General features: G+C 73.8%; 12 protein-coding genes. 3 read left to right on the top strand and 9 right to left on the bottom strand.

Annotated elements, in window-relative coordinates:
- Positions 1-493: 493 nt before the first annotated feature.
- From ACFPIH_RS52850 to ACFPIH_RS52860, 3 genes are all read left to right on the top strand, one after another.
- Entirely contained in the window at positions 494-2,296 is a 1,803-nt protein-coding gene (locus tag ACFPIH_RS52850) for a glycoside hydrolase family 15 protein (protein ID WP_381180362.1), read from the top strand.
- Positions 2,297-2,366: 70 nt separating this feature from the next.
- The gene (locus ACFPIH_RS52855; RefSeq protein WP_381180013.1) at positions 2,367-3,749 is read left to right on the top strand and encodes an FAD-binding oxidoreductase; all 1,383 of its coding nucleotides are present in this window, start codon (positions 2,367-2,369) and stop codon (positions 3,747-3,749) included.
- Between the two features lie 29 nt (positions 3,750-3,778).
- A complete protein-coding gene (locus ACFPIH_RS52860; protein ID WP_381180010.1) occupies positions 3,779-5,419 on the top strand; it encodes a PucR family transcriptional regulator in 1,641 nt (546 codons plus the stop codon).
- 7 nt (positions 5,420-5,426) lie between these two features.
- On the opposite strand, the gene ACFPIH_RS52865 is transcribed toward ACFPIH_RS52860, so the two are convergent.
- From ACFPIH_RS52865 to ACFPIH_RS52905, 9 genes are all read right to left on the bottom strand, one after another.
- A complete protein-coding gene (locus ACFPIH_RS52865; RefSeq protein ID WP_381180007.1) occupies positions 5,427-6,554 on the bottom strand; it encodes a glycosyltransferase family 4 protein in 1,128 nt (375 codons plus the stop codon).
- A gap of 209 nt (positions 6,555-6,763) precedes the next feature.
- The gene (locus tag ACFPIH_RS52870) at positions 6,764-7,741 is read right to left on the bottom strand and encodes an ACP S-malonyltransferase (RefSeq protein WP_381180004.1); all 978 of its coding nucleotides are present in this window, start codon (positions 7,739-7,741) and stop codon (positions 6,764-6,766) included.
- A gap of 6 nt (positions 7,742-7,747) precedes the next feature.
- Positions 7,748-8,461 (bottom strand): alpha/beta hydrolase, encoded by a 714-nt coding sequence (locus tag ACFPIH_RS52875; RefSeq protein WP_381180002.1) that lies wholly within the window; start codon positions 8,459-8,461, stop codon positions 7,748-7,750.
- Positions 8,462-8,466: 5 nt separating this feature from the next.
- Positions 8,467-9,780, bottom strand: coding sequence for a beta-ketoacyl-[acyl-carrier-protein] synthase family protein (locus ACFPIH_RS52880; protein WP_381179999.1), 1,314 nt, complete (start codon positions 9,778-9,780; stop codon positions 8,467-8,469).
- The gene (locus ACFPIH_RS52885; protein WP_381179996.1) at positions 9,777-11,054 is read right to left on the bottom strand and encodes a beta-ketoacyl synthase N-terminal-like domain-containing protein; all 1,278 of its coding nucleotides are present in this window, start codon (positions 11,052-11,054) and stop codon (positions 9,777-9,779) included. The genes ACFPIH_RS52880 and ACFPIH_RS52885 overlap by 4 nt, the downstream gene beginning before the upstream one ends.
- The gene (locus tag ACFPIH_RS52890) at positions 11,047-11,853 is read right to left on the bottom strand and encodes an SDR family NAD(P)-dependent oxidoreductase (protein ID WP_381179993.1); all 807 of its coding nucleotides are present in this window, start codon (positions 11,851-11,853) and stop codon (positions 11,047-11,049) included. Before ACFPIH_RS52890 ends, ACFPIH_RS52885 begins: the two co-directional genes overlap by 8 nt.
- Positions 11,853-12,392, bottom strand: coding sequence for a hypothetical protein (locus tag ACFPIH_RS52895; RefSeq protein ID WP_381179990.1), 540 nt, complete (start codon positions 12,390-12,392; stop codon positions 11,853-11,855). Before ACFPIH_RS52895 ends, ACFPIH_RS52890 begins: the two co-directional genes overlap by 1 nt.
- Positions 12,389-13,153 (bottom strand): SDR family NAD(P)-dependent oxidoreductase, encoded by a 765-nt coding sequence (locus ACFPIH_RS52900; protein ID WP_381179987.1) that lies wholly within the window; start codon positions 13,151-13,153, stop codon positions 12,389-12,391. Before ACFPIH_RS52900 ends, ACFPIH_RS52895 begins: the two co-directional genes overlap by 4 nt.
- Complete coding sequence (locus ACFPIH_RS52905) at positions 13,146-13,409, bottom strand: phosphopantetheine-binding protein (RefSeq protein WP_381179984.1); 264 nt, start codon at positions 13,407-13,409, stop codon at positions 13,146-13,148. The genes ACFPIH_RS52900 and ACFPIH_RS52905 overlap by 8 nt, the downstream gene beginning before the upstream one ends.
- Positions 13,410-13,622 lie beyond the last annotated feature (213 nt).

Here is a 13,622-nt window from a genome sequence, read left to right on the forward strand (position 1 = left end):
GGCTCCCGTGGTCGCGGTCTGGGGTCGCTGCGGTTCGGGGGTTTCGAGCCCACCGGTCCACGGGCTACCAGGGTATCAGCGCCTCGCGGGGCCGGCTTCCGGCCGCGTCTCCGCCACGCTCGGGGGCCCCGCCGGCACCGGCGCGCGCCGTCCGCGTGCGCCCGGCAGACTCTTCTTACGGGCTTCTCACCAGTGGCTCACCCGTTCGGCGGACGCGCGTTGCCCGGAGCGACGCACAGATCATCTACGTGCGTCGTATCCTGCTCGGACACTCGCTGCCGAGCCCGGCCGGCAAGACGGCACACCCCAGCCCGTAACCACCGGAACAACGAAAGCTCGTCAGTTCGTTGAGCAGAGATCGGCGTTTTGCCCATACGGCGGAGCGACTGCTTTGCTTCATCGCTCAACGAAGCATTACAACCACCCCTTGACCGCACTAGCGACAACCCCCGTTCCGCACGGGGGTGACGTGGCCGTTCGACTGGAGTTGCACGTGGCCGGGCGCATCGAAGATTACGCACTCATCGGAGACATGCAGACCGCTGCCCTGGTCTGCCGGGACGGCACGGTGGACTGGCTGTGCCTGCCCCGCTTCGACTCGCACGCCATCTTCGCCGGTCTGCTGGGCACCGAGGAACACGGATTCTGGCGCCTGGGCCCCGCGCACGCCTCCGACGCCCAGCCCCCGACGGCCGCCCGGCGCGGCTACCGCGGCGACTCGCTGATCCTGGAGTCCGAGTGGGACACCCCGCGCGGCACGGTCCGGGTGACCGACTTCATGCCGCCGCGGGACGGCGCGCCGCAGCTGATCCGCATCGTCGAGGGCGTCTCGGGCCGGGTCCCGATGCGCTCCACCCTGCGGATGCGGTTCTCCTACGGCCGGGTGGTCCCCTGGGTGCACAAGCACGAGGGGCGCACGGTCGCCGTCGCAGGCCCGGACTCTGTGTGGTTCGACACGACCGCGGAGACCTACGGAAAGTCCCTGACGACCTACGCGGACTTCACGGTCGCCCCCGGTGACCGCATCGCCTTCACGATCTCCTGGGAGCCCTCGCACAAGCAGCCGCCGCCGCTGCCGGAGCCTGAGCAGTCGCTGGAGGCGACGGAGGAGTTCTGGCGCGAGTGGGTCGAGCACTGCACCTACCACGGTCCCTACCGCGAGGCGGTGATCCGCTCCCTGATCACCCTCAAGGCCCTCACCTACGCCCCCACCGGGGGTATCGTCGCCGCCCCCACCACCTCCCTGCCCGAGGACATCGGCGGCGTCCGCAACTGGGACTACCGCTACACCTGGCTGCGCGACGCGGCCATCACCCTGTCCTCGCTGCTGCGCACCGGCTACCGCGAGGAGGCCCGGGCCTGGCGCGAGTGGCTGCTGCGCGCGGTCGCCGGCGACCCGGAGAACCTCCAGATCATGTACGGCATCGCGGGCGAGCGCGAGCTGGGCGAGGCCGAGCTGGACTGGCTGCCGGGCTACGAGAACTCCGGCCCGGTGCGGGTCGGCAACGGCGCGGCACACCAGCTCCAGCTGGACGTCTACGGCGAGGTCACCGAGGCCCTGCACCTGGGCCATATGACCGGTCTCGCGCGCAACGACTACGCCTCTCTCCTCCAGCTGAAGCTGATCCGCTACCTGGAGCGGCACTGGGACGAGCCGGACGAGGGCATCTGGGAGGTGCGCGGTCCGCGCCGCCACTTCGTGCACTCCAAGGTCATGGCGTGGGTCGCCGTCGACCGCACGATCAAGCTCATCGAGTCCGGCGACGCCGACGGCCCGCTGGAGCGGTGGCGCGAGCTGCGCGACGACATCCACCGGGATGTGTGCGAGAAGGGCTACGACAAGGAACGCAACACGTTCACGCAGTCCTACGGTTCCAAGGAACTGGACGCGTCCCTGCTGCTGATCCCGCAGATGGGCTTCCTGCCGCCCGACGACAAGCGGGTGATCGGCACCATCGAGGCGATCCAGCGCGAGCTGTCCACCACGGACGGCTTCATCCTGCGCTACCCCACCTCGGGCGGCGCCGAGGGCGTCGACGGCCTCCCCGGCGACGAGGGCGCCTTCCTGGCCTGCTCGTTCTGGATGGCGGACGACCTCGCGATGATCGGCCGCGTGGACGAGGCACGGAAGCTCTTCGAGAAGCTGCTGTCCCTGCGCAACGACCTCGGTCTGCTCGCCGAGGAGTGGGACCCGCGTCTCAAGCGCCAGGTCGGCAACTTCCCGCAGGCCTTCAGCCATGTCCCGCTGATCGACACGGCCCTGCGTCTGACGGCCTCGGGCGCCTACGGCGGCTGAACAGGACCGTCGCGCCGCGCGCGCCTAGGCTGGGTAGGTCAGTCAGCCCCTGAACGGAAGGGGGCGCCTCATGGCCTCCCCGTCGAAGGCGGGCGCGGCCCTCGCCGCGCTGCGCGAGGAACTGTCCGGCGATGTGTTCGCCCCGGGCGATCCGGGCTACGACGACGCCCGGACGGTGTTCAACTCGATGATCGACCGGCGTCCGGCGGTGATCGCCCAGTGCGTGGACGAGGACGACGTCGTACGGACCGTGCGCTTCGCCCGTGACCTGGACCTGCCGGTCGCGGTGCGCGGCGGCGGGCACAGCGTGGCCGGCCAGGCGCTCGGCGACGGGGCGGTGGTGGCCGACCTGCGTCACATGCGCGCGGTCGCCGTCGATCCCGCGGCCAGGACGGTACGGGTCGCGGGCGGCGCCACGATGAGCGACCTGGACCGCGCCTGCCGGCCCTTCGGCCTCGCCACCACCGGCGGCCGGGCCTCCACCACCGGTGTCGGCGGCTTCGTCCTCGGCGGCGGCACCGGCTGGCTGGACCGCGCCTTCGGCCTGGCCGTCGACAACCTGCGCGGCGTGGACCTGGTCACCGCCGACGGCACCCCGGCGCACGCCGACGCCGACGAACACCCGGAGCTGTTCTGGGCTCTGCACGGCGGCGGCGGGAACTTCGGCGTCGCCACCTCGCTCACCCTGGCCCTGCACGATCTGCCCGACTTCTCCATCGCGCTGCTGCTGTATCTCCCGGAGTTCGGCCCCGAGGCCACCCGCACCTACCGGGACGTGATCACGAACGGCCCCGACGAGGCGTCCGGCGGTGTCATCTACGTCACAGGACCGCCCGCGGAGTTCGTTCCGCCGCGGCTGGTCGGCACCCTGCTGTGCGTGACGCTGCTGACGTACGCCGGCTCCGAGACGGACCTGCGCAAGCTGGCCGAGCCGCTGCTGGCGCTGCCGCACGAGGCGGCGGTCGTCGGCGCGATGCCCTACGTCGACGTGCAGTGCATGCTCGACGACCCGCCCGGGATGCGGAACTACTGGTCGGCGGAGTACCTGACGGGCGTGCCCGACGACTTCGTGGACGTGTACTGCGCCCGCGGGGAGTCCGTGCCGGTGCCGACGGGCACCATGCACGCCCTGTTCCCGCAGGGCGGCGCGATCGCCGCGGGCCCGCACGACACCCCGGTGCCCTATCGCGACGCGCCCTGGGTCGTGCACCCCTTCGGCCTGTGGGAGGACCCGGCCGACGACGAGCGCTGTATCGCGTGGGTGCGGGACGTACGGGCCGACGCCCGCCCGTGGAGCACGGGGGACGTCTACCTCAACTTCATCGGCGACGAGGGCACCGACCGGGTGGTGGCCGGCCTCGGCGCCGAGAACGCCCGCCGACTGGCGGAGGTGAAGCGGCGGTACGACCCCGGCAACGTGTTCCGCTTCAACCACAACGTCAGGCCCGCCTGAATCGCCTCGTCGCAGGTAGCGTCCGCGGCATGGAAAGCCGTACCGACAGTCAGGCCGGCCCGGCCGCGGGCATCACCGTGCGGCGCGCGCTGGAGCTGCCCGGACTGCGCAGCGGGCTCCCCGAGGTCCTCGCGGGCGCGGACCGGCTGGGGCGGACCGTGCGCTGGGTGCACGCGGGCGAGGTGCCGCACATCGCCTCGCTGCTCAAGGGCGGTGAGCTGCTGCTGACCACGGGCTATGGGCTCGGCACCCGGCCGGCCGAGCAGCGGGCGTTCGTCCGCACGCTGGCCGAGCGGGGCATCGCGGCCCTGGTGATCGAGCTGGGCCCGCGCTTCACCCGGCTGCCGGCGGCCCTGGTGGAGACGGCCCGCGCGACCGGCCTTCCGCTGGTGCAGCTGCACCGGGAGGTGCCGTTCGTGGCGGTCACGGAGGAGATCCACACCGAGATCGTCAACGGCCACTACGCCCTGCTCCAGCAGGCGGAGGAGGTGCACCGCCGCTGCACGGAGGCCCTGCTGGGCGGCGGCGGCATCCCGCAGGTGCTGGGCATCCTGGCGGACTTCAGCGGCAATCCGGTGTTCCTGGAGACGCCGGACGGCCAACTCCTGTACGCGGCCGGGGCGGGCCCGCAGGGCGCGGATCCGCTCCAGGTGTGGGAGGGGCTGCGCGGCCCGCACAAGGACCCGCCGCCGCCCGTCGGCTCGGTGCTGGTGGACGTGCCCGGCGGCGGTCCGGGCACGGGTTCGGTCCGCGCCCGGCTGGCGCTGCTGCCCGTACGCGCCCCGCTCGCCCCGGTGCACCGGATCGCCGCCGAGCGGGCGGCCGGGATCCTGGCCGTGGTACTGATGCAGGCCCGCCAGGAGGAGGAGCTGGCGGCGCGCGGCAGGGGCGACTTCCTGACCGATCTGGCGGAGGGGCGGATCACGGCGGAGGACGCCCCGGCGCAGGCACGGGTGCTCGGCTTCAAGCCGGGCCGCAGTCCGCTGCTGCCGGTGGTCATGCGGCTGGGCGACACGATCGGCCCCGGTGGAGGCTGGGCGGTGCTGGCGCGGGCGGTCGCGGAGGAGCTGGCGTCGGTGGGCGTACCGGTGCTGCTGGGTGTACGGCCGGTCGAGGGCCGGGTGCCCCTGCTGCTCGGGCTGCGCTCGGAGTCGGAGCGGTCGGCGGTCGCGGACCGGGTCGCGGCGGCGCTGCGGGCCGGGGTCGAGCGGGCGGGCATGCGGCGGCCGGGCGCCCCGCCACCGGTGGTGGTGGTCGGGGTCGCGGGCGGCTGGGCGGCGGCCTCGGCGGGGCTGCGGCACGCGGCGGAGACGGCGACGGCCGCCCAGGGACTGACCGACCGCCCCTGGTACGACGCCCGCCGCCTCGACATCGACCTGCTGCTGTGGCGGCTGCGCGAGCACCCGGATCTGGCGGCCTTCGTGGAGCGGGCGATCGGCCCGGTCCGCGACCACGACCACCGTTCCAAGCCGCCTCTGCTGCCCACCCTGGAGACCTACCTGGCCCACGCGGGCCGCAAGGCGGAGACGGCCCGTGAGCTGCATCTGAACCGCCAGACCCTCTACAACCGCCTCGCCCGCATCGGCGAACTGCTCGGCACCGACCTCGACGACCCGCAGACGGTCCTGGCCCTGAGCCTGGCCCTGCGGGCCCGCCGGCACGTCCTCTGAGGAGCCTCTAGATCATCGGCCGGGGCTGCGTCAGCTCGTCGTAGACGCTGAGGACCTGGGCGACGGTCTCGTCCTCGGTGGGCCAGGTCGCCGCCTGCCGGGTGCCGGCGTCCCGCAGCCGCTCGTACCGCCCTGGGTCGTCGAGCAGGCGTACGACGGCTTCGGCGAAGGCCCGCGGGTCGTCGGGCGGGACGAGTTCGGCGGCGTCGCCGACGAGTTCGCGGATGCCGCCGGCCAGGGCGGCGACGAGCGGCACGCGCGCGTGGAGGGCCTCCTGCGCCAGCACCGAGCGGGACTCCCCGCCGCCCGGCAGCAGCGCGAGGTCCGCGGCGGCGAGCAGGGCCGGGACGTCGTCCCGCAGTCCGACGAGCCGCACCGGCAGCTCCTCGTCCTCGATACGGCGCTGGAGTGCCGCCCGCTGCGGCCCCTCCCCGGCGATGACGACCAGCGGGACGGGGTCGAGGCGGCACCAGAGGTGCGAGGCGTCCAGCAGCAGCTCGTAGCCCCGGTGGCGGTCCAGGGATCCGACGGCCATGAGCAACGGGCGGCCGATCGCGCCGAGTTCGGCCCGCACCTTGGAGTGCGGCCGCTCGGCGTCCTCGGGGCCTTCGGTGTGCCGGGGCGCGGGCAGGCCCACGGCGGCCAGCCGGGCGTCCCGGGCTCCGGTGCGCCGCGCCCGGTCGACGAGGTCGGAGGTGGTCCCCAGCACGACGGCCGCGGCCTTCGCCACCCGGCGCTCCAGCAGCCGCAGCAGATGGGCCCGGGCCCCTTCGGCGTGCGCCCGGTTGTGCCAGGTGACGACGAGCGGGGTACGGCGTCCGCCGAGCGCGAGCACCGCGCGGAAGGAGGCGTGCAGCCCGTGGGCGTGGACCAGGTCGGCGTCCGTGCAGGCCGCTCGGAGCGCCGCCACCGACCCCGGGTCGCTGCTGCGCGGCACGTGCACGTGTTCGGCGCCGGCGCCGGCGAAGTCGTAGAGGCGATCGGCCTCGGCAGGGGCGCAGACCGTCACCCGCACGCCCCGGGCGACGAGCCCGGAGGTCAGCGAACGCACATGCGCGCTGCTGCCGGCGTTGCCGCCGCCCAGCACCTGCACGGTGCGCAGCGGCGACTGGCCGTGCGGTGAGTGGCTGCTCACGTGGCCGGGGCTCCTGGTTCGGCGTCGGACGGTCACGGGGAAACGTACAGAGGGACCGGGCGGAGAGGTGTACCGCTGGGGTTCCTCCACGTACTACGCCCAAGGATGCCAGCACGTACGGGTGTTCCGTGCCGTCCAGCCCCCGGGCACCCGGCGACCAGGCACTACGCATCACTCGACCGGGTGAAGAAAACGGGGGTTCCGTTCGATTACCCGTCGGTTTCGGCCCACCAATCGGCGATCAAGGCGTCCAGCTGTGCGGGCGTGGCGACCGAGCGCACCGGGACGTCCGGTGGGAGCAGTCTGCGGGCGAGACCCGCGAGGGTGCCGCCGGGGCCCAGTTCGACGAGGCGGAGCGGACCGTCCGCGACGGAGCGGAGGGTCGCCATGGAGTCGGACCAGCGGACCGGCAGGACCAGCTGCCGGAGCATCAGCTCCCGCCAGTGCGCCGGTTCGTCGCGGTGGACGAGTCCGTCGACGTTGGCGATCACCGGACACCGCGCGGGACGCGGCGCGGTGGCGTCCAGGGCGGCGGCCAGCCGGGGCCGGGCCGCCGTCATCAGCGGGCTGTGGAAGGCCCCGCCGACCGGGATGCGCACCGCCCGGGCGCCGGCCTTCTCGGCCTGCCCGGTCAGCGCCAGGACGGCGTCGGGGACGCCCGACACGACGACCTGGTCGGGGCCGTTGACGTTGGCCACCCAGACCTCGGCCCCGCCGTCGGCGCGCAGCCGGGCGGCGAGCCGCTCCGCGGTGCGGGCGACGGCCGGGCCGACCAGGACGGTCATCGTGCCGGGCACGAGCCCGGCCGCCTCCGCCATGGCCGCGCCGCGCTCCGCGATCAGCCGTCCGGCGTCCGCCGGGCCGAGCACCCCGGCGGCGGTCAGTGCCGCGTACTCGCCGAGGCTGTGGCCCGCGCACACGGCGGGGCGCAATCCGGGCACGGCCGCGCGCAGGGCGTCGAGGAGGACCATCTCCAGGGCGAAGGTGGCCAGTTGGGCGTTGTCGGTGCGGGTCAGCCGCTCGGCGTCGGCGTGCAGCAGGAGTTCGCCGACGTCCCGTCCGCAGACCTCGGACAGTTCCCCGACCGTCCGCCAGTACGGGGTGTCCCGCCAGGGCCGACCCATCCCCGGCCGCTGAGCACCCTGGCCGGGGAAGAGCAGCCCGGTGTCCGTCGCCGGTGAACCCATCACCCCTCAGCTCGCCCGCGCCGCGGGACCGTCGAGGGTGACCCGGGGCACCGGGACGCCCAGGACTCCGGTGAGGAAGTCCGGCAGCGACGCCCGGACTCCGGCGAACGGCTCGTGGCCGCCCGGGTACCGCTGCCAGGTCACCGGGTGCCCCCACGAGGTGAGCAGGTCGCGCAGATCCGCCCCGCTGCTCTCGGGGACGATCCAGTCGCGCGCCCCGTGCCCGATCCACACCGGCAGCCGGTCGTTGGCGGGCGACGGCCGCCCCTGCGGGAGGAGACCGCGCAGGTCGGGGGGCCGGTACGGCGCGTACAGGGCCGTACCGGCCAGCGGTTCGGCGTGGCCCAGGGCCAGCGTCAGCGCGACCGTCGCCCCCTGGGAGAAGCCCGCGACGACGGTCCGCGCCGCGCCGATCCGCCCGGTCTCCGCCGTCAGCAGGGCCGTCAGCGGGCGGTGGGCGGCCCGCAGGCCCTCGACGTCGATCCGGTCGAGGGCGAACAGGCTCTGCGGGAACCAGCACGGCACCGGCAGACCGGTCAGCAGGCTCGGCGCCTCGACGGGCGCGCGCGGGAACACCCCGCGCACCCCCGCCTCGGCGAGCCCGAGCCGGTCGGCCACCGCCAGCAGGTCCTCGGGGACCTGGCCGACGCCGTGCAGCCACACGACGGTGGCGCGATGGGCCTCGGCCGGCTCGGTCTCCTCGTACTCCAGTCGGTCCACCGCGCTCACCCCGGCCGGTGTGCAGGGCGGGGCGCGGCGGGGCGGCGGAAGAACATCGACGCGTACTGGCCGCCGAAGCCGAAGGAGTTCTTCAGCACGGCCCGCACGGGTCGTTCCACCGGCGTGAGGGAGGTCCGCACCGCGCACGCCGGGTCGGGCTCCGTGCAGGTCGGCACCGGCGGGACGACACCCCGGCACATGGTGAGGGCCGAGGCCACCGTCTCCACCACCCCGGACGCCGCCGACCCGTGCCCGGTCAGCGACTTCACCGCGCTGACCGGCAGGTCGGCCGTGCGCTCGCCGAAGACCCTGTGCAGGGCGCGGGCCTCGGTGACGTCGTTGAGGCGGGTCGACGTGCCGTGGGCGTTGACCGTGTCGACGTCCTCGGGCCGCGCCCCGGCCTCCTCGATGGCGGTGCGCATGACGCGTTCGATCATCTCCACGCGGGGCGCGGTCATATGGGCGGTGTCCACGGCCAGCCCCCATCCGCCGACCACGGCGTGGGACCGGGTCACGCCGCGCCGCGCCGCGTGCTCGGCGGTCTCCAGGACCAGCGCGCCCGCGCTCTCGTTGATGACCATGCCGGTCCGGCGCCGGTCGAACGGCATGGAGGCCTGCGCGGGGTCGCCCTTCCACCGGGACAGCGCCATGAGCTGGCCGTACTGGGAGAGGACGTAGGGGGTGTTGCGGGAGACCGCGGCCGAGACGACGGCGTACCGGGCGCGCCCCGTCCGCAGCAGCCGGGCGGCCTCCGCGATGGCGCGCAGCCCTCCGGAGCAGGTCGCCTCCAGCCGGACGGGCAGGACGGCCGTGCCCAGCCGCTCGGCGATCTCCCTCGGATAGGCGGACAGGTCGCGCGTCTCGAGCGGCAGGCGTTTGCCGCGCAGGTGCCGCAGGACGGCCGCGGGGTCGTTGCCGACGGTGTCGTAGCGTTCGGCGAGATCCTCCATGTGGGTGACGTAGTCCTGCGGGAACGATCCGGTGGGGCCCGGCCAGACCCTGGCGTACACCAGGGCGGCGGGGCCGTCGGCGGCCGGCAGTTCGTCGAGCCGGGCGTCGGCGAGGGCCTGTTCGACGGTGGCGTGCATCAGGGTGTCGCCCCAGGAGCGGCCGGGTGCGCCGTGGTCGGCGGCGACCTGCTCCCTGACGTCCGGCGGGATCAGCCCGGCCGTCCAGCCGCAGGGCAACCCGGTGGTGTCCATCCGCTCCTCACGGACCACTCCGGAGCGGCCTGCGAGGTTCGACGCCCAGAAGGTCTCGACGTCGCCCCCGACGGGGGTGACCACCCCCATGCCGGTGATGACGATGTCGTCGCTCATTGCCGTGCCTTCCCGTGGTCCGTGGCGGAGCGCGGCGCGGCGATGACGGCCGCGCCCGCCGAGGTCGCCTGCGCTCCCTGGTTGAGGGCGGTGACCAGGAAGGCCGCGTCCGTCGGCACGGGGCGAGAGGCGTCGAGGACCGGATCGAGGCCCACGAGTCCGGGGTCGGGGCGGTCCACCAGGCCCAGCGGCGGCAGTTCGCCGCGCGCCAGGGTCTCCACGACCAGCGTGGTGTCGATGAGCGCCGAGCACTCGAAGGCGTTGCCGATCGTGCCCTTGGACCCCGTGACGGGCACACCGCCCACCCGTGGCAGCACCGCCCGTGCCTCGACCCGGTCCAGGCGGACCGAGCCGGAGCCGTGGGCCCACCATCCGGTGGGTGCGGTGCCCGCTTCGGCGAGCGCGCCGTCGACGGCGAGCCCCAGTGCCGTCGGCAGATCCGCGGCGGCCAGCACCTCGCAGCCCAGCAGCCGGGCCCGGGCGGGGCCGGCAGCCGCGTCGGCCCGCTCCAGCAGGACGGCCGCCGCGCCCTGGCCGGCCAGCGTGCCGGCCCGGTCGGCGGCGAAGGGGCCGGCGCCGGTCGTGGCCCGGGTGCCGAACGGATCGTCCTGGTCGTAGGCGGCCATGCCGGTGACGGTCAGCGGCGCGCCGACGCCCACCACGAGGACCCGGTCGAGCTCGCCGCTCTCCAGCAGCCGTACGGCGAGGGCGAGCGCGCCCGTGCCGCAGGCGGCGGCCTCGCCGTAGGCGGCGACGTTGGAGCCGCGGAAGCCGCTCGCCATGTTCACGAACTGCCCGAGCTGGGAGGGGATGCCCCGGATGTAGGAGTAGTCGGGCACCTCGTCGTGGAGGAACTTCGCCAGTGGCCGGGGGTCGTGCCGGAAGCGGGACGCGAGCTGCGGGATGACGTCGCTCAGCTCGTCGCCGCTGCTGCTGACCGCCATGACCGTGCCGCCGCGCACGTCCTCCGTCTCGCCGGAGATCCCGGCCTGCTCCAGCGCCTGGCGGGCGACGGCCACCGCCCAGCGGGCCGACTGGTTGGCGTACTTGCCGGCGTTCGCCCACGCGGGGCCGGCGGGCCAGCCGATCTCGGAGCTGTCCACGGCGGCGGTCGGCCAGGGCAGCGCGGCGGCCGGTCGGCCGACGTCGCCCTCGGGTCCGCCGTCGAAGAACGTCTTGCCCGCGGCCATGGCCTCCCACAGCCGGGCCGCGCCGAGGCCGGCCGGGGAGATCACGCCGGTACCCGTGACGACGAGGTCGGGGCGTTCACTCACCACGGCGGCCTCCGCTGCCTATGCCGCCCCACAGGCGGTAGCCGCCGTCGACGGTGATGGTCTGCCCCGCGATCCAGGACGCCTCCTCCAGGCAGAGCAGGGCGACCACGTCGGCGCTGTTCTCCGGGGTGGTCATGCGTTCGCCCGGCCACGGGGAGACGGCCAGTTCCTTGGCGACGCCGTGCGCGAAGTCGGGGCGGACCTTGAACACCCCGGTCTGCACCAGGCCCGGGCGCACACAGTTGGCGACGATGCCGTACGGCGCCAGTTCGTAGGAGAGGTAGTCGGTGAGCGCCTCCAGGCCCGCCTTGGCCGCGGCGAAGAGGCCGGCCCGCGGGATGATGCGTGTGGTGGTGGAGTTGGTGATGGTGATGAAGCGGGCGCCCTCGCGCTCCCGCATCAGCGGCAGGGCGTGCTTGGCCAGCAGCCAGGTCGCGCGGGAGTTGGTGTCCTGGACGAACTGCCAGTCGCCGACGGAGGCGTCCGCGAGCCGGGTGAACTTCGTCGCGGCGGCGTTCTGGACGAGGATGTGGAGGTCGTGGTGGATCTCCCCGATCTCCGCGATCAGGTTCTCGATCTGCGCGGGATCGCCGAGGTCCGCGCGGTGCAGGGTCACTTCCGTGCCCTGCTCGCCCAGTTCCGCGGCGAGTTCCTTGGCCGGACGCTCCCGGTCGACGTAGTTGAGGGCGAGGGTGGCTCCCCAGGCGGCGAGTTTGCGGGAGATGCCCTCGCCGATGCCGCGCGAGCCGCCGGTCACCAGGGCGACGCGGCCCTTGAGCGGCTGGTACTGACTGTCCATCACTGAACCCTTCCGGTCGGGGTGGGCTGTGTCTGTCCGGCCCGCGGCTGTCCTGCCCGCGGCTGCTCGGTCGGCGGCTGCTCGGTCGGCGGCTGTCCGGCACGCCGCAGCAGCACGACGCTCATGCGTCCGATGGCGTACGTCCGGCCGTTCTCGTCGAACACCCGGCGGGTGGTCTCGATCAGGCCGATCCGGTCGTCGATCTCCGACGCCCGGTCGGTGCGGGTGGTGAACCAGAACGGTGTGTCGGGGTAGAGCGGCCGGACGAAGTCCCAGCCGAGCCGGCGCATCCCGACGATCGCGGCGGGCGAGCCGTGCTGGACCACCCAGCCGGAGGTGATCGAGTGGATGAACCCGCCGGGCACGATCCGCTGCCTGCGGTCCGTGCCGTGGGCGAAGTCGTCGCTGTCGTGCACCGGGTGCTTCTCACCCATCAGGTCGAGCAGCTGGTCCAGCAGCGCCCCGCCGAAGACCACGGGGCCGAACCTGCGCTCGGGGGCGTTCGCCAGGTCCTCCCAGTACTTCATGGCTCCGCTCACCGGGACCTCCTGCCGCCGGGGCTGCGCATGACCATGCGTCCGCCGTCCACGGTGAAGGTCTGGCCCTGGATGTAGTCGGCCTCGTCGCGCGCGAGGAAGGCCACCAGTCCGCTGATGTCCTCCGGCAGCCCCCAGCGGGTCCCGTCGCCGTCGGCACCCAGCCGGTCGGCGACGGCCGCCGTCATCTCGGTGCGGACCTTGCCCGGTGCCACGCAGTTGACCCGGATGCCCTTGCGGCCGACCTCCACGGCCAGCGCCCGGGTGAGCGCCTCGATGCCGCCCTTGGACGCGGCGTAGGCGCTCTGGCCGGGGCCCGGGGTGCGGGCCGAGTTGGAGGAGATGTTGATGATGCGCCCCCAGCCCTGGTCGAGCATGGCCGGCAGTACGGCCCGGCTGGTCAGGAAGGGCCCGGTGAGGTTGGTCCGCAGGACCCGCTCCCAGCGGTCGGTACGGGTCACGGCGAGGAGTTGGTCGTCGATGACGGCGGCGTTGTTGACCAGGACGTGCAGCGCGCCGTCCGCCGCGGTCACGCCGTCCACCAGGTCCTCGACGGCTCTCTCGTCGCCGATGTCCGCCTGGTGCAGGGCGGCCCGGCCACCGGCGGCCTCGATCTCCTTGACCACTCCGCGCCCGGCGTCGAGCGCGTTCTGGCACACCACGTGCACGGTGAGGCCGTCGGCGGCGAGGCGGCGGGCGATGGCGGCTCCGATGCCGCGCGAGCCGCCGGTCACCAGCGCCACGCGTGCGGCGGGCTCAGGCATGGCCGGCGGCGGCCACCACGGCCGCGATCGAGGCGACGCTGCGGTGGTGCTCGTCGGCGCCGGCGTTCCAGGTGTCGAGGTCGAACTCGGCGCCGAAGTGGCGGTTGATACGGCGGCCGAGCTGGAGCAGGTCGAGGGAGTCGAGGCCCAGGTCCTCGACCACGGAGTGGTCCGGCCGGACGTCCTGGTCGGCTATGCCCGGCTTGACTTCCTTCAGCAGATCGATGATCTCGTCGACGGTCGTGCTGGATGCCATGGTCATGGTGTTCCTCCGGTGAGGGTCGAGATCGAATGCGGTAATCCATGCCAGCAGACTCAGGAAAGGGATCGCAACGCAATGACCACAGGGAAGACCGGACATCCGGCCGGACCTCGAACGCCGAAGACACGAAAACCCTGGTTGATCCACGGAATTCGTTTCTCCACTTCCCGGACGGAATGAAGCAGATATTTGACGAAAGACAGAGAA

It is taken from the genome of Streptomyces vulcanius, from assembly GCF_042653945.1.
GTDB lineage: Bacteria > Actinomycetota > Actinomycetes > Streptomycetales > Streptomycetaceae > Streptomyces > Streptomyces mangrovi.